The following is a 14181-nucleotide window of genomic DNA, read 5'->3' on the forward strand; positions in this document are numbered from 1 at the left end:
TGAGCCTTGCCAGGAAATTAATGTGCCACCACTTCCGGGTGGCACGGCCCAATCGTTCACAGGGTACGCGAACATGAAACTCCTTAAGACGTCCACCTTGCTTCTCTGCCTTGCAGCGTCCGGCTGCACCATGTACGGCCATGACAAGGAGGGCGTGGGCGCCAAACCGGAAAAGGCCGCCAGCAGTTCCAGCTGGTGGTCGTTCGGGGGTAGCAAGGACAAGGCTGCGGGCAAGTCCGTGACCAAGATCGACGAGAAGCGAACCCAGGCCTGGTTGGACGAGTACGAGCCGCGCGTTCGCGAAGCGGCGAAGGGCAGCAAGCTGGAGGTGGAGCGCCGCGAGAACGTGCTGGTGGTCAGCCTGCCGGTAGATCCTTCGTTCAATCCAGATCGTCCGAGCATGCTGCTGCCCAGCACCCTGGGCCCCATCACCCGTGTGGCCAAGCTGGTGGAAGGCGATCCCAGGACAGGCGTGCTGGTATTGGGGCACGCCGACAGCTCCGGTAAGGAAGACGTCAATCGCAAGCTCAGCCAGGAACGTGCCCAGGCGGTGGCGGCCATTTTCCGTTTGAGCGGTCTGGAGCGTGATCGCCTGTCCCTCAAGGGTGTGGGATCGGACGTGCCGCGCGCGGCGAATGACAGCCAGCAGGGGCGGGCGCTGAACCGCCGTGTGGAAATCCTGCTCACCCCGCAGGAGACCCTGAAGGCACTGATCGCCAAGTACAGCCAGCCGGCCACGCCCGAGAAGCAGGGCAAGGTCGCTGCTACAGATCAAACCCGTTGATTTGGTTCTGGGTAAGCTGAAGGACCCAGCAGACAAGGAAATGCCGAGATGACCCAGACCCTGGCCGACATGCGCCGCGACTACACCCGTGATGGGCTCAGCGAGGACCAGGCTCCCGCTGAGCCCTTCAGTCTGTTCCAGCACTGGTTCGGCGATGCCGTGAAGACCGAGCAACTGCCGGTCGAACCCAACGCCATGACCCTCGCCACGGTGGATGCCGAAGGCCGTCCCCACTGCCGGGTATTGCTGCTCAAGGGGCTGGATGAGCGTGGCTTCACTTTCTTCAGCAACTACGACAGCGCCAAGGGGGAACAGCTCCTGGCCAATCCCTTCGCCGCCATGACCTTCTTCTGGCCGGCCCTGGAGCGCCAGGTGCGCATCGAGGGCAGGGTAGAGCGGGTGACCCCGGCCGAATCCGATGCCTACTACCAGGTACGTCCGCTGGGCAGCCGCCTGGGGGCCTGGGCCTCGCCCCAGAGCCGGGTGATTCGTGATCGCGGGGAACTCGAATCCCTTCTGGCCGACACCGAGAAACGCTTCCTCGACCAGGCGCCCAACTGTCCGCCGCATTGGGGCGGCTATCGCCTGCTGCCGGAGCGCATCGAGTTCTGGCAGGGTCGGCCGAGCCGCCTGCACGACCGTCTCAATTTCCGTCTGGTGGATGGCGCCTGGGTTCGCGAGCGCCTCGCGCCCTGAAGTGATTCAACTTTGCGCCCGGTAGCCGTCGGCTGCCTGGCGCAGCCGGTCGGGAAGTTGCTTGCGCTTGATGCCTTCCTTCCGCGCCTGCTCCAGCTGTTCCAGCATGAAGGCCTGCTTGGCCTTGTCGCCCTCGGCGAGGGACAGCGCGAGGTCACGATCCATCCAGCGCTTGATGCGGACGTACAGCCACCAGTGGAAATACAGACCGGCTGCGGTGGTGATCACGATGATGAAGTAGTCCATAAGCTAACCTTGGGTTACGAGAGGACGTGGGATAATTCTCGGGCGGCTGTAGGAAAGCTGAATTCAGGCTGAACGAAGCCTGAGTAGTGTGCCCCTTCAGGTGACAGCTTTCTCGGCGCGGAGTCTAATGGACAGGTACTCAATTCTGGAGGAAATGCTATGCGTAAACCCGTCCTGCTGGTGGCCTCTTTCACGGCAGTGGCACTGGCATTGGGTGGCTGTCAGTCGAGCCTGACCGGTGACAGCTATTCCCGTGACGAGGCTCGGCAAGTGCAGACCGTGCGCATGGGTACCATCGAATCTCTGCGTCCGGTGAAGATCGAAGGTACCAAGACTCCGGTTGGCGCCGGTGCTGGCGCTGTGGTCGGCGGCATCGGCGGCAGCACCATCGGCCATGGCCGCGGAAGTGCGGTTGCCGCCGTTATCGGCGCGGTCGCTGGCGGTCTGCTGGGCGCAGCAGCCGAGGAAGGCATGACCCGCACCCAGGGTGTGGAAATCACCGTACGCGAGGACGACGGCTCGATGCGCGCCTATGTCCAGGAAGTCCAACCCAACGAAGTCTTCCGCGTTGGCGAGCGTGTGCGCATCATGACGGTCAACGGCACCAGCCGCGTCGCCCACTGAAGCTAAGCTGTCCCGATCGGGACAGCTTTTTCCTGCCCGTTCCAGTCCTGCAGAAGAAGGCGACAGAGCCATTGGCCTGTCGCCTTCTGGGCTGGGCGTTCTCCGGCCTTACTCGTGTTTTGAAATAATTCAATCTATCGATGTGAATCGATAGTAATGGATAATCGTCGGGTTTTTCGCTTGCCGTTTCCGACACTGGGGAGGAAATGGCGCTGACCTAGGGGAGATATGGATGATCCTGGCGCTCATTGTTGCGCTGCCCTTTCTCGGGGCGCTTCTTCCGCCGCTGGCCGAGCGCCATGGCCGTTCCGTTTGCGCGGGTGCCGCCGCGTTGGTGCCACTCACTGGCCTCATCCTCCTGCTGGCCCAGACCGATAGCGTCTTCGCCGGTCATACCCTGACATACATCCAGCCCTGGTTACCGGGCTTCGGCCTGAGTTTCAGCCTGCGCCTCGATGGCCTGGGCTACCTGTTCGCGCTGCTGATTCTCGGCATCGGCCTGCTGGTCATTCTCTACGCCCGCTACTACCTGTCGGACGAAGAGCCCATGGGGCGCTTCTTCGCGTTCCTGTTGCTGTTCATGGGGGCGATGCTCGGCGTTGTGCTGTCGGAGAACCTGCTGCTGATGCTGGTGTTCTGGGAGCTGACCAGTCTGTCTTCGTTCCTGTTGATCGGCTTCTGGGGCTATCGCTCCGACGCACGCAAGGGCGCGCGCATGGCACTGACGGTCACCGGCGGCGGAGGTCTTGCGCTGTTCGCCGGCGTGCTGCTGGTCGGGCACATCGCCGGCAGCTTCGAGCTGACCCAGGTACTCGCCGCAGGTGAGCAGATCCGCGCGCACAGCCTCTATCCGGTAGCACTGGTGCTGGTGCTGCTGGGCGTGTTCACCAAGTCCGCGCAATTCCCTTTCCACTTCTGGCTGCCCCATGCCATGGCGGCGCCGACCCCGGTGTCCGCCTACCTGCACTCGGCCACCATGGTGAAGGCCGGTGTGTTTCTGCTGGCGCGACTCTATCCGGCCCTGTCCGGCTCTGACCTGTGGTTCTACCTGGTCAGCCTGAGCGGCCTGGCGACCCTGCTGATCGGCGCCGGCATGGCGCTGTTCCAGCACGACCTCAAGGGGCTGTTGGCCTACTCGACCATCAGCCACCTGGGCCTGATCACCCTGCTGTTCGGACTGGATTCGCAGTTATCCAACGTGGCTGCGGTGTTCCACATCATCAACCACGCCACCTTCAAGGCCTCGCTCTTCATGGCCGCCGGGATCATCGACCACGAGACCGGCAGCCGCGACATGCGGCTGATCAACGGGATGTGGAAGTACATGCCGCATACGGCGGTGCTGGCCATGGTGGCGTCCCTGGCCATGGCCGGGGTGCCATTGCTAAACGGGTTCCTGAGCAAGGAAATGTTCTTCGGCGAGACCCTGCAGCAGGACCTCCTCGGCAGCTTCAGCTGGGTGGTGCCGGCGGCGGCGACACTGGCCGGGATGTTCTCGGTGGCCTATTCCCTGCGCTTCGTCCATGACGTGTTCTTCAATGGCGAACCGGCTGTCCTGCCCAAGTTCCCGCCCCACGAGCCGCCGCGCTACATGAAGGTGCCGGTGGAAATCCTGGTGTTCCTCTGCTTGCTGGTCGGCATGTTCCCTGCCTTCACCGTGGCGCCGCTGCTCGCGACTGCTGCCGCTGCCAGCCTGGGTGGCGTGTTGCCGGAATACAGCCTGGCTATATGGCACGGTTTCAATACGCCGCTGGCCATGAGCCTGGTGGCCCTGGTCGGGGGGCTGCTGCTCTATGTGCTGCGCAAGCCGTTGTTCAGTTGGTACGCCGGCCTGCCCGACACCGATGCCAAGGAGGTGTTCGAGCAGCAAGTACAACGTGCCGTGATGGCTGCCCGCTGGATCACCGGGCGTCTGGAGAATGGTTCCCTGCAACGCTATCTGGCCCTGCTGCTGGGCAGCGCCATGCTGTTCGTGGCGCTGTCCCTGGCGCCGCTGCCGCAGATTGCCGGCTCGCGTCCGCTGACTCCGCTGGACGGCATCACCACCCTGGGCATGCTGGTGCTGGCGCTTTCCGGCGTGCTGACGGCGATCTTCCATCGCCAGCGGCTGATTTCCCTGATGATCCTCGGTGTCGGCGGCCTGCTGGTGGCCCTGGCCTTCGCCCGCTTTTCCGCCCCGGACCTGGCCCTGACCCAGTTGGTGGTGGAAGTGGTGACCTTGGTGCTGCTGATGCTGGCGCTCTACTACCTGCCTTACCGTACGCCGAGCGAGAGCTCCAGCCTGCGCGGCCTTCGCGACTTCATCCTGGCCAGCGCCGTGGGTGTGATGGTGGCGCTGCTGGCCTACGCCGTGCTGACCCGCCCTTACGAAGGCATTGCCGATTTCTTCCTCGCCAACGCCATTTCCGGTGGCGGTGGCACCAACGTGGTCAACGTGATTCTGGTGGACTTCCGTGGCTTCGATACCCTGGGTGAGATCACCGTCCTGACCATCGCCGCCGTAGGCATCTACGCGATGCTTTCCGGCCTGCGCCTGGCCAATCCCACCTGCGATCCCCAGGGCCACAACTGGGCTCATGCCAAGCACCCGCTGATTCTTGAAACCCTGTCGCGCCTGATGCTGCCGCTGGCGCTGCTGATCTCGGTATTCATCTTCCTGCGCGGGCACAACCTGCCCGGAGGTGGGTTCATCGCCGGCCTCATCACCTCCGTGGCACTGGTGCTGCAGTACATCGCCAGCGGCATCGCCTGGGTGGAGCAGCGCCTGGCGCTGAACTACCAGCGCCTCGCCGGTGCCGGGGTGGTCATCGCGGGCCTTACCGGCCTTGGCAGCCTGGCCTTCGGCCACAATTTCCTCACCTCTGCCTTCGGCCATGTGGAATGGCCGCTGGTGGGCGAATTCGAACTGGCCACCGCCATGCTGTTCGACCTCGGTGTCTACCTGGCTGTGGTCGGCTCGACGCTGCTGATCCTGGTCAACCTGGGACGACTGAGCCTGGCCCCGGCTGCGAGCAAGGAGATTCACTGATGGAGGCGCTGTTCGCCGTGACCCTCGGCCTGCTCACCGCCAGCGGTGTCTACCTGCTGCTGCGTGGGCGGACCTTCCCTGTGGTGCTGGGCCTGACCTTGCTGTCCTACGCCGTGAACCTGTTCCTTTTCGCCATGGGCCGCCTGACTGGCGAGGCCGCCGTGCTCGGGCGTGACGTGCAATATGCCGACCCGGTGCCCCAGGCACTGGTGCTGACCGCCATCGTCATCGGCTTCGCCATGACCGCCTTCGTGGTGGTGCTGGCCCTGCGCGGCGTCGGCGACCTGAACAGCGATCATGTCGACGGCCATACCGACGAGGAGTCGGCGCCATGATCCACCTGACGCTCCTGCCGATCCTGATACCCCTGTTCACTGGCGCCCTGCTGCTGGTGCTGCCGTCCAACGAACGACTGAAGCGCAGTCTCTCGGTTCTCGCCACCCTGGCGCTGGTGCCCGTGGCGCTGCTGTTGATGCAGCAGGCCGGCGATGGCCAGTTGCGCGTTTATGCCCTGGGCGGCTGGCAACCGCCATTCGGCATCGTGCTGATGCTGGATCGCCTGGCCGGGCTGATGCTGTTGGCGACCGCCGTGCTGGCCTGCGCCGCAGTGCTTTATTCGATTCGTGGCGACGATCGCATCGGCCTGCGTTTCCACGCGCTGTTCCAGTTCCAGTTGCTGGGCATCAACGGCGCCTTCCTGACCGGGGACCTGTTCAATCTTTTCGTGTTCTTCGAGATCCTGCTGATCGCTTCCTATTCCCTGTTGATGCACGGTGGTGGCGGCGAGCGGGTGAAGGCGGGCATGCACTACGTGATCCTCAACCTCGCGGGTTCGGCGCTGTTCCTGATTGGGGTGGGTACGCTCTACGGAATCACCGGCACCCTGAACATGGCGGACATGGCACGTCAGGTAGCCGCCGCCGGGCCGGAGAATGCTCCGGTGCTGGCTGCCGCTGGGCTGGTGCTGCTGCTGGTATTCGCCCTCAAGGCGGCGCTGCTGCCCTTGTATTTCTGGCTGCCGCGCGCCTATGCCGCCGCCAGTGCGCCGGTTGCCGCGCTGTTCGCGATCATGACCAAGGTGGGCATCTACTCCATCCTGCGGGTCTACAGCCTGGTCTTCGGTCCCGAGGCTGGCGAGCTGGCCAACCTGGCACAGCCCTGGCTCTGGCCGCTGGCCTTGGCCACCGTGATCCTCGGCGCGCTGGGTGCCCTGGCGGCCACCACCCTGCAGGGATTGCTGGCTTATCTGGTGGTGGTTTCCGCCGGCACCCTGCTGGCGGCCATCGCCCTGGGGACTCCCGAGGCTCAGGGCGCGGCGCTCTTCTACCTGCTGCACAGCACCTGGGTAGCCGGCGCGCTGTTCCTGCTTGCCGACCTGGTCAGCCGGCAGCGTGGCGACAAGGGCGGCCATCTGGTGCAGGGACCGGCTTTGCAGAATCCGGGTGTCCTCGGCGCGGCCTTCTTCTTTGGTGCCATTGCCGTTGCCGGCCTGCCACCGCTGTCGGGCTTTTTCGCCAAGCTGCTGCTGCTCCAGGCGGTTCCGCCCGGTGCCGGGGCGTTGCCGCTGTGGAGCGTGTTGCTGATCGGCGGCTTCGTCAGCCTGGTGGCCCTGAGCCGTGCCGGCAGCACCCTGTTCTGGCGCACCGGCCACCAGGTGCTCGGCAGCGCCGAACTGGATGGTGGCCGCCTGTTCGCCACTTTGATGCTGTTGGCCGGCAGCCTGGTGCTCGTGGTTTTCGCCCAGCCGCTGCTGGACTACGCCCAGGCCAGCGCCGCGCAATTGCATGACCAGAACCTGTATCGCGCGATTATCGAGGGGGCCGGCGCATGATGCGAAAGCTCTTCCCCCATCCCGCCGAAAGCCTGCTGCTGCTGTTCGTGTGGCTGCTGCTGGTGGACTCCTTCGCCGTCGGCCAATGGCTGCTGGGTGCCTTCCTCGGCTGGGTGATTCCGTTCTGCTTCAAGCCCCTGCTGATCGAGCGGCCCAAGCGCTGGCATCCGCTCAAGCTGATGCGTTTCCTGCTGATGGTCGTGTGGGATGTGCTGGTGGCCAACTTCCAGGTGGCGCGGCTGACCCTGGGACGCGTCGAGGCACTGCGTCCGGCTTTCGTCGAGGTGCCCATCGACCTGGATAACGAACTGGCCATCAGCGTGTTGGTCAGCGTTGTGTCCCTGACGCCCGGGTCCCTGGCCGCCGACCTCAGCGCCGACCGCCGGACCCTGCTGGTGCATGGCCTGGACGTGCCGGACAAGGCCGCCATGGTGGCCGAGATCAAGTCGCGCTACGAGGCGCCGCTCAAGGAGATTTTCCCGTGCTCGCCTACGTGATTCCCCTCTGCCTGGCCATGCTTGGCCTGGCGCTGTTGCTGGCCCTGGCCCGCCTGGTCAAGGGGCCTTGCCTGCCAGACCGCGTGCTGGCGCTGGACACCCTCTATATCAACGCCATCGCCATGCTGGTGCTCTACGGCATCTGGAAGGGCAGCGATCTGTTCTTCGAAGTGGCGTTGCTGATCGCGGTGCTGGGCTTCGTCAGCACCGTGGCGGTGGCCAAGTACATGCTGCGTGGAGACATCATCGAATGACCGGCGTTTCCCTGACCCCTTGGGCGGAAGTCCTCGTTTCGGCGCTGCTGATCCTTGGCAGCTCCTTCGTGCTGATCGGCGCCATCGGCCTGTACCGCTTGCCGGATTTCTTCATGCGCCTGCACGGCCCGACCAAGGCCACCACCCTTGGTGTGGGCAGCGTGGTGATTGCCTCGCTGGTGTTCTTTTCCGCCGATGCCGATGGTCTCAGCCTGCATGAACTGCTGATCAGCCTGTTTCTGTTCATCAGCGCCCCGGTCAGCGCCTACATGCTGGCCAAGGCAGCGGTGTTGCAGCAGCTGCCCCTGGACCAGCGCACCCGCGGCAAACCCTGGAACCAGTGAACGCTACAGTTTTTCCCCTTTGCTGTGCCTGTCTGGCCCCGTGGATGGCCGCCTAGACTGGCGACTTTCCCCCGGAGGTGACCCATGGCGCAGCAAGGACGACTGGTGGCGGTTGCCTGCCTGGTGCTGGCGATGGCGCTGTGGGGCAGCTCCTTCATCGCCCTCAAGCTGGCCTTTCAGGAGGTCGCCCCGCATTGGGTGATCTTCGCCCGTATGGCCCTGGGCAGCCTGATCTTCCTGGCCGCCTGGCGCTGGCGCGGCACACTCGACTACCGCCCCGGCGACTGGAAATACCTACTGGGCCTCGCTGCCTGCGAGCCCTGTCTCTACTTCATCTTCGAAGCCCTGGCGCTGCAGCACACCAGCGCCTCCCAAGCCGGCATGATCACCGCACTCCTGCCGCTGCTGGTGGCGGTGGGCGCCTATGCATTGCTGCACGAGCGAATCACCCGCGGCACGATGGCTGGCTTCCTCCTCGCGGTAGTCGGAGCGGTGTGGCTGAGCCTGGCCAGCGAGTCTGACGGCCACGCACCGCAACCGCTGCTGGGTAACTTCTACGAGTTCCTCGCCATGCTCTGCGCCACCGGCTACACGCTGCTGCTCAAGCATCTGTCGTCGCGCTACTCGGCCTTCTTCCTGACCGCCATGCAGGCCTTCATCGGCAGCATCTTCTTCCTGCCACTCGCCTCGATCACATCGCCCGTGCCGGAGTCGGTCAGTGCGCTGGGCATCGGCGCGATGATCTACCTCGGCACCGTCGTCACGGTAGGGGCTTACGGTCTCTACAACTTCGGCGTGTCGCGGCTCCCGGCGAGCCAGGCAACCGGCTTCATCAACCTGATACCGGTGTTCACCCTGATCTTCGCCTGGGGATTGCTCGGTGAGCGTCTGGCCGGCGTGCAACTGCTCGCCGCCGGCCTGGTCTTCGTCGGGGTGGCGCTGAGCCAATGGAAAAGCTCCGCCCCGGTGCCGGCCGGCGTACTGGATTGATCACCATGACCGGCCCCGCTGCCATTTGCTGCGCCACGCCCGAAGACATTCCGGCCCGCCGGCCGAATGGTTCGCGTCGGGCCACCCTATCTCACTGGCAGGCTGATTAAGGCGCCGTCCAGGCCAGCACCACATCCAGCATCCGGTTGGCGAACGCCCATTCGTTGTCGTACCAGGCCAGTGCCTTCACCAGTTCGCCCTGCACGCGGGTGTGGTTGAGGTCGACGACGCAGGAGACCGGGTGGCCGTTGAAGTCGCTGGATACCAGCGGCAATGCATTGCACTCCATCACCCCTGGCGGCAGGTCGCGGGCGCCGGCTTCGAGGGCGGCGTTGAGCGCATCACGGCTGGCCGGCCGCTCGGCGATGAAGGAAAGGTCCAGCAGCGATACGTTCGGCGTCGGCACCCGCACCGCCAAGCCATCCAGGCGGCCGGCCAGTTCAGGTAGCACCAGGCCGATGGCCTTGGCCGCGCCCGTGCTGGTGGGAATCATCGAGACGGCTGCGGCGCGTGCGCGATAGAGGTCGCTGTGGCTCTTGTCGAGCAGGTTCTGGTCGTTGGTGTAGGCGTGCACCGTGGTCACCAGGCCGCTGCGGATGCCGACCGAGCGATGCAGCAGCATGGCCAGCGGCGCCAGGCAGTTGGTGGTGCAGGATGCGTTGGACACGATCTGCTGGTTACCCAATTGCTCATGATTGACCCCGTACACCACCGTCAGGTCGGCGGAGTCCAGCGGGTGCGACAGCAGTACCCGGGGCGCACCCGCAGTCAGGTGCTGTTCCACCTGGGGGCGCTTCTTCATCTTGCCCGAGCACTCCAGCACCAGGTCCACACCCAACTGGGCCCAGGGCAGGTTCACCGGATCGCGTTCGCGCAGCAGGCGGATGGTCTGGTTGTTTACTTGCAAGTGGTCGTCATGCAGTGCGACATGGCCGGGAAAGCGGCCGAAGGTGGAGTCGAAGCGGGTCAGGTGCGCCAGGGATTCGAAGTCGCCGAGGTCATTGATGGCTTCGATGCGCAGGCGCTGATCGAGTCCCCGCTCGAACAGCGCACGTACCAGGGCGCGACCGATGCGCCCGTATCCGTTCAGGGCGATACGCAGCATGGTGTTCTCCTTCCGTTGGTCCTTCACTCAGCTTAGTGGCGAAGGGCGGGAAGGGCGCCTCAGGTTGTAACTTGAGGCTTGGTCGCTGCCGGTGAATCAGTCGTTGCGGGCGCCGCCGAACGAAGCGCAGCCACGCTGCACCTTGCCATCCATGCGCAGCTCGGCGGTAAGGTGCTGGACGGTGCCGCTCATGCCGTCCACGCAGCGCTGCGGCGCTACCCACAGTTCCAGACGTTGGCCGTTGGCTTCGCTGGACAGGTTGAAGCGCCCGTCCGGCAACTGCTCTTCCATATAAGGCAGGGCAAGGGAGGGCTGGCCGGGACGGTCGAGTTTCAGGCCCTTTTCGCTGACGCTGACGCTCCAGTTCGGCTCATTGCCGCTAGCGCGCAGCAGCAGGCGCTTGAAGTTGATGTCCTGGCAGCCGTGGCCTTCGCGTTGCAGGCGATAGAGGGTCTGCAGGTCCAGCTGGCCATCGGCGCCTTTGACGCTGGTCGGTCCCATGCTGGCGCGGATGTCGGCGAACAGCGTGCCGGGACCATCTGCCGAGAGGTTGGCCGCCTCCGGCAACAGGCCGGTGGCGCCGGTGTCCGCCAAGGTGAAGCGGCGTTTCTCGCCACAGGGGCTGAACATCACCTGGCCTGCGTCTACGCTCAGCTCACCTTGCAGGCGCACCAGGTTGGTGGTGGGCGCAGGGGCCTTTTCGGCGAACATCTGGCAGGCGCCGAAGAGTGGCAAGAGGCTGAACAGCAGGGGGCGGGCGAAGCGCATCATGGGTCTCCTTCAGGGAGCGGCCACGTTACCGGTGCGAGGCGCCAGGCTCAAGGGTGGAGAGGGCAGATGATCCAGTACAAGCGAGTGTATGAAGCGGCGCAGTCTACCGATGGCCAGCGGGTGCTGGTGGATCGCTTGTGGCCGCGTGGTTGTAGCAAGGAGTCACTGGGCCTGGCGGACTGGCCGAAGGTAGTGGCGCCGTCGGACACCCTGCGCAAGCAGTTCTGCCACGATCCGGCGCTGTTCGATGAATTCCGCCTGCTCTACCGCGCCGAACTGACGGCGCATCCCGAGCATTGGCAGGGGCTGCTGGAGATGGCCCGCAAGGGCAATCTGACGCTGCTCTACGCCGCGAAGGACGAAGTGCACAACAACGCGGTAGTCCTGGCTGAGTTCCTCGAAGAAGAACTGGAACGCTACGGCCCTCCCAGCTCGCCGGTGTGTTACGCCGGCGAGCTGTAGCGCGCCTTACCAGACCCGATAGACCTGCCCGGTCTGCGCACCTTCGGCACTCTTTGCATAGGCCAGCGCCGCGTCAGCCGCTGGCACCGCCTTGTAGCCGCGGAAGTAGGGGCCGTAGGCCGGCAGTGCTTCCTCGACCACCGTCGGGCTGACGCTGTTGATGCGCATGCCGCGCGGCAGTTCGAGCGCTGCGCTGCGTACGAAGGAGTCGATGGCACCGTTGACCATGCTGGCGGAGGCGCCGAAGCGGATCGGGTCGTGGCTCAGCACCCCGGAAGTGAGGGTGAAGGAGGCGCCGTCGTTGGCGAACTCGCGGCCGATCAGCACCAGGTTCACCTGGCCCATCAGCTTGTCCTTCAGGCCAACGGCGAATTCCGCTTCACCCATTTCCGCCAGGGCACCGAAGTGCACCTTGCCGGCGGCGCTGATCAGCGCATCGAAGGGGCCGGTCTTTTCGAACAGCGCGCGGATCGACGCCGGGTCGGTGATGTCCGCCTGCAAGTCGCCGCTGCTGAAGCCGACGCGAATGATCTCGTGACGCTCCTTGAGTTCCTGTTCGATGGCTTTGCCGATGGTGCCGCTGGCACCGACGAGGATGATTTTCATGGGACTGGCTCCTGTGTGGGGGAAGGGAAGACGGGTTCAGTGTAGAGTGCGCTCTGTGGTCGATAATCTGGCTAATTGGAAAACTTTGGTTTTCAAATGGAAACAATAGGGTGGTGGTTCCCATGAGCGAAATGGACGATCTGGCAGCCTTCGCGGTGCTGATGGAAGCCGGCAGCTTTACCTCCGCGGCCGACCGCCTCGGTTGCAGCAAGGGGCAATTGTCCAAGCGCATTCGCCTGCTGGAACAGGGCCTCGGAGCCGCACTGCTGCACCGCACCACCCGCCGCCTGGACCTGACCGCCGCTGGCGCCGCGCTACTGCCGGAGGCCCAGGCACTGGCCGCCCAGGCCGAGCGGGCCAGGCAGTCGGTTCGGCGGCTGCAGGAAGATCTGGCCGGCTGCGTGCGCCTGACGGTCCCCGTGTCGCTGGGTGAAACCTTTTTCGATGCACTGCTGCTGGACTTCACCCGGCAGTACCAGCAGATCCGCATCGAGCTGGACCTGCACAATGGCTACCGCGACCTGGTAGCCGAGGGCTTCGACCTGGCCATCCGCTCCGGCATGGACATTGACGATCGCCTGGTGGCCCGGCCGCTCTTCTCGCTACAGGAAATCACCTGCGCCACGCCGGCCTACCTCGCCGAGCATGGCGAACCGCTACAGCCGACGGACCTCGCCCGGCACCAGTGCCTGCTGAACACTCACTACAGCGGTTTCGAAGAATGGCTCTACCACCGCCAGCACCAGTTGGAACGGGTCAAGGTGGCGGGCGCGCTGGCGAGCAATCACTACAGCCTGCTGAAAAAGGCGGCCATGTCTGGCGCCGGCATCGCGCGGCTGCCGTCCTACATGATCTACGACGAATTGGCCGATGGCCGTCTGGTGTGGCTGCTGCGCGACTACCAGACCCGACAGACGCCGGTGTTCCTCGTCCACCCCTGGCAGGGCGGCTTGCCCCGGCGCACCCAGGTGCTGGCGGACTACCTGCGGGCGTGGTTCGAGCGCAGCCGGCGGGTGCTGGACAAGGCAGGGGAGTAGGGCGACAGCGCTGGAAGACGGTCCGGCTGGCGCCCGGGCAGGGTGGAAATCCCCCATGGGATTTCCACCAAGGTTCTTCAGAGGTGCTTCAACAGGCGGGCTTGCAGGGCTTGCAGCTCGTTCGGGTCTGCCTTCTTGCTGGCATGGATGCCCAGCGACTCTCCCTCGAAGCGTGGCACGATGTGCATATGGATGTGGAAGACGGTTTGGCCCGCAGGGGCACCGTTGAATTGCGCCACCTGGACGCCGGCCGGCTCCAGCTCTTTCACCAGCACGTGAGTCAGGCGCTGCACCACGGCCATCACCTTGGCCAGGGCGTCGGCCTCGATGTCCAGGATGTTGCGCGCGGCGGAGCGTTTGGGGATGACCAGGGTGTGGCCGAAGGACTGCGGGAAGATGTCGAGGAAGGCGAGTACGTCATCGTCTTCGTAGAGTTTGTAGCAGGGGGCCTCGCCGCGAATGATCTGGGCGAAGACGTTCTGCGGATCATAGGTGCCATGCAGGCTCATCGAAGGCTCTCCATTTGCCGAAGTGGGGCCGTGCACCTTAACGCCCGGCGCCGCACCGGAAAACCCCAGGCCCGTCTTTCAGACCTCACAGGTCGTCCCTCTCCTGGCCATGGCCTCCCGATACCGGTTGTCCCGTCTTCGAGAAGCCTTACTACGCTTTGTCACCTGAAGGTCGCAAACTGACTATCCGTTCGCGTCACTTCCCCCATATTTTGGCGAAAGTCCCCGTCGCCAGCCGTCGTTTCTGGCGTTACCCTTCGCATCTGTATAGAAAGTGGAGCATCCGCGAAGAGGATTCCGGCGATTTCGCCGACGGCGCGAAAGGCGTCAGCGGGGCGCGACGAAGGATGTTCGCGCAATGGCCTCCACCCCTGTTTGCAGTCCCACCCCGCCTGGC

Annotated in this window: 16 protein-coding genes and 1 pseudogene; 12 read left to right on the top strand and 5 right to left on the bottom strand. The window is 64.6% G+C overall.

Annotation, left to right across the window (positions count from 1 at the left end; all coding sequences use genetic code 11):
• Nucleotides 1-73: 73 nt before the first annotated feature.
• Both E8F06_RS06925 and pdxH read left to right on the top strand, forming a co-directional pair.
• Nucleotides 74-724 (top strand): annotated as a pseudogene (locus E8F06_RS06925) (OmpA family protein); the annotation flags it as partial.
• A gap of 108 nt (nt 725-832) precedes the next feature.
• Nucleotides 833-1480 (top strand): pyridoxamine 5'-phosphate oxidase, encoded by a 648-nt coding sequence (gene pdxH / locus E8F06_RS06930; protein WP_280365541.1) that lies wholly within the window; start codon nt 833-835, stop codon nt 1478-1480.
• 6 nt (nt 1481-1486) lie between these two features.
• Here pdxH and E8F06_RS06935 read toward each other — a convergent pair whose 3' ends face one another.
• The gene (locus E8F06_RS06935; RefSeq protein WP_280365542.1) at nt 1487-1726 is read right to left on the bottom strand and encodes a hypothetical protein; all 240 of its coding nucleotides are present in this window, start codon (nt 1724-1726) and stop codon (nt 1487-1489) included.
• Nucleotides 1727-1885: 159 nt separating this feature from the next.
• Between E8F06_RS06935 and E8F06_RS06940 the strand changes: the two genes are divergently transcribed.
• The 8 genes from E8F06_RS06940 to E8F06_RS06975 all read left to right on the top strand — a co-directional run bounded on the left by E8F06_RS06940 (nt 1886) and on the right by E8F06_RS06975 (nt 9294).
• Nucleotides 1886-2350 (top strand): hypothetical protein, encoded by a 465-nt coding sequence (locus tag E8F06_RS06940; protein ID WP_280365544.1) that lies wholly within the window; start codon nt 1886-1888, stop codon nt 2348-2350.
• Between the two features lie 232 nt (nt 2351-2582).
• On the top strand, nt 2583-5378 hold the full coding sequence (locus E8F06_RS06945) for a monovalent cation/H+ antiporter subunit A (RefSeq protein WP_280365546.1): 2796 nt from the start codon (nt 2583-2585) through the stop codon (nt 5376-5378).
• Nucleotides 5378-5713 (top strand): Na+/H+ antiporter subunit C, encoded by a 336-nt coding sequence (locus E8F06_RS06950; RefSeq protein WP_280365549.1) that lies wholly within the window; start codon nt 5378-5380, stop codon nt 5711-5713. The genes E8F06_RS06945 and E8F06_RS06950 overlap by 1 nt, the downstream gene beginning before the upstream one ends.
• Entirely contained in the window at nt 5710-7209 is a 1500-nt protein-coding gene (locus E8F06_RS06955; RefSeq protein ID WP_280365551.1) for a monovalent cation/H+ antiporter subunit D, read from the top strand. The genes E8F06_RS06950 and E8F06_RS06955 overlap by 4 nt, the downstream gene beginning before the upstream one ends.
• Nucleotides 7206-7706, top strand: coding sequence for a Na+/H+ antiporter subunit E (locus tag E8F06_RS06960; protein WP_280365554.1), 501 nt, complete (start codon nt 7206-7208; stop codon nt 7704-7706). Before E8F06_RS06955 ends, E8F06_RS06960 begins: the two co-directional genes overlap by 4 nt.
• Nucleotides 7691-7960, top strand: a complete 270-nt coding sequence (locus tag E8F06_RS06965) for a K+/H+ antiporter subunit F (RefSeq protein ID WP_280365557.1) — start codon at nt 7691-7693, stop codon at nt 7958-7960. Before E8F06_RS06960 ends, E8F06_RS06965 begins: the two co-directional genes overlap by 16 nt.
• A complete protein-coding gene (locus E8F06_RS06970; protein WP_280365559.1) occupies nt 7957-8304 on the top strand; it encodes a Na+/H+ antiporter subunit G in 348 nt (115 codons plus the stop codon). Before E8F06_RS06965 ends, E8F06_RS06970 begins: the two co-directional genes overlap by 4 nt.
• 84 nt (nt 8305-8388) lie before the next feature.
• Nucleotides 8389-9294: a DMT family transporter gene (locus tag E8F06_RS06975; protein WP_280365561.1), complete on the top strand. Its 906-nt coding sequence runs from the start codon at nt 8389-8391 to the stop codon at nt 9292-9294.
• A 106-nt stretch (nt 9295-9400) separates the two neighbouring features.
• On the opposite strand, the gene gap is transcribed toward E8F06_RS06975, so the two are convergent.
• On the bottom strand, nt 9401-10399 hold the full coding sequence (gene gap, locus E8F06_RS06980; RefSeq protein ID WP_280365564.1) for a type I glyceraldehyde-3-phosphate dehydrogenase: 999 nt from the start codon (nt 10397-10399) through the stop codon (nt 9401-9403).
• Between the two features lie 96 nt (nt 10400-10495).
• The gene (locus tag E8F06_RS06985; RefSeq protein WP_280365566.1) at nt 10496-11167 is read right to left on the bottom strand and encodes a hypothetical protein; all 672 of its coding nucleotides are present in this window, start codon (nt 11165-11167) and stop codon (nt 10496-10498) included.
• Between the two features lie 69 nt (nt 11168-11236).
• On the opposite strand from E8F06_RS06985, the gene E8F06_RS06990 reads away from it, so the two are divergent.
• Complete coding sequence (locus E8F06_RS06990) at nt 11237-11632, top strand: DUF488 domain-containing protein (RefSeq protein ID WP_280365568.1); 396 nt, start codon at nt 11237-11239, stop codon at nt 11630-11632.
• Between the two features lie 6 nt (nt 11633-11638).
• Here E8F06_RS06990 and E8F06_RS06995 read toward each other — a convergent pair whose 3' ends face one another.
• The gene (locus tag E8F06_RS06995) at nt 11639-12238 is read right to left on the bottom strand and encodes a short chain dehydrogenase (RefSeq protein ID WP_280365571.1); all 600 of its coding nucleotides are present in this window, start codon (nt 12236-12238) and stop codon (nt 11639-11641) included.
• 122 nt (nt 12239-12360) lie between these two features.
• On the opposite strand from E8F06_RS06995, the gene E8F06_RS07000 reads away from it, so the two are divergent.
• On the top strand, nt 12361-13275 hold the full coding sequence (locus E8F06_RS07000; protein WP_280365573.1) for a LysR family transcriptional regulator: 915 nt from the start codon (nt 12361-12363) through the stop codon (nt 13273-13275).
• Between the two features lie 77 nt (nt 13276-13352).
• On the opposite strand, the gene E8F06_RS07005 is transcribed toward E8F06_RS07000, so the two are convergent.
• Nucleotides 13353-13784, bottom strand: coding sequence for an HIT family protein (locus E8F06_RS07005; protein ID WP_280365575.1), 432 nt, complete (start codon nt 13782-13784; stop codon nt 13353-13355).
• Nucleotides 13785-14181 lie beyond the last annotated feature (397 nt).

This window comes from Pseudomonas sp. BN411 (genome assembly GCF_029871235.1).
Classification (GTDB): domain Bacteria; phylum Pseudomonadota; class Gammaproteobacteria; order Pseudomonadales; family Pseudomonadaceae; genus Metapseudomonas.

Coding starts and splice junctions, on each gene's coding strand:
- E8F06_RS06970 (WP_280365559.1), top strand. CDS start 7,957: ATGACCGGCGTTTCCCTGACCCCTTGGGCGGAAGTCCTCGTTTCGGCG.
- E8F06_RS07005 (WP_280365575.1), bottom strand. CDS start 13,784: ATGAGCCTGCATGGCACCTATGATCCGCAGAACGTCTTCGCCCAGATC.
- E8F06_RS06960 (WP_280365554.1), top strand. CDS start 7,206: ATGATGCGAAAGCTCTTCCCCCATCCCGCCGAAAGCCTGCTGCTGCTG.
- gap (WP_280365564.1), bottom strand. CDS start 10,399: ATGCTGCGTATCGCCCTGAACGGATACGGGCGCATCGGTCGCGCCCTG.
- E8F06_RS06945 (WP_280365546.1), top strand. CDS start 2,583: ATGATCCTGGCGCTCATTGTTGCGCTGCCCTTTCTCGGGGCGCTTCTT.
- E8F06_RS06995 (WP_280365571.1), bottom strand. CDS start 12,238: ATGAAAATCATCCTCGTCGGTGCCAGCGGCACCATCGGCAAAGCCATC.
- E8F06_RS06955 (WP_280365551.1), top strand. CDS start 5,710: ATGATCCACCTGACGCTCCTGCCGATCCTGATACCCCTGTTCACTGGC.
- E8F06_RS07000 (WP_280365573.1), top strand. CDS start 12,361: ATGAGCGAAATGGACGATCTGGCAGCCTTCGCGGTGCTGATGGAAGCC.
- E8F06_RS06975 (WP_280365561.1), top strand. CDS start 8,389: ATGGCGCAGCAAGGACGACTGGTGGCGGTTGCCTGCCTGGTGCTGGCG.
- pdxH (WP_280365541.1), top strand. CDS start 833: ATGACCCAGACCCTGGCCGACATGCGCCGCGACTACACCCGTGATGGG.
- E8F06_RS06950 (WP_280365549.1), top strand. CDS start 5,378: ATGGAGGCGCTGTTCGCCGTGACCCTCGGCCTGCTCACCGCCAGCGGT.
- E8F06_RS06935 (WP_280365542.1), bottom strand. CDS start 1,726: ATGGACTACTTCATCATCGTGATCACCACCGCAGCCGGTCTGTATTTC.
- E8F06_RS06985 (WP_280365566.1), bottom strand. CDS start 11,167: ATGCGCTTCGCCCGCCCCCTGCTGTTCAGCCTCTTGCCACTCTTCGGC.
- E8F06_RS06940 (WP_280365544.1), top strand. CDS start 1,886: ATGCGTAAACCCGTCCTGCTGGTGGCCTCTTTCACGGCAGTGGCACTG.
- E8F06_RS06990 (WP_280365568.1), top strand. CDS start 11,237: ATGATCCAGTACAAGCGAGTGTATGAAGCGGCGCAGTCTACCGATGGC.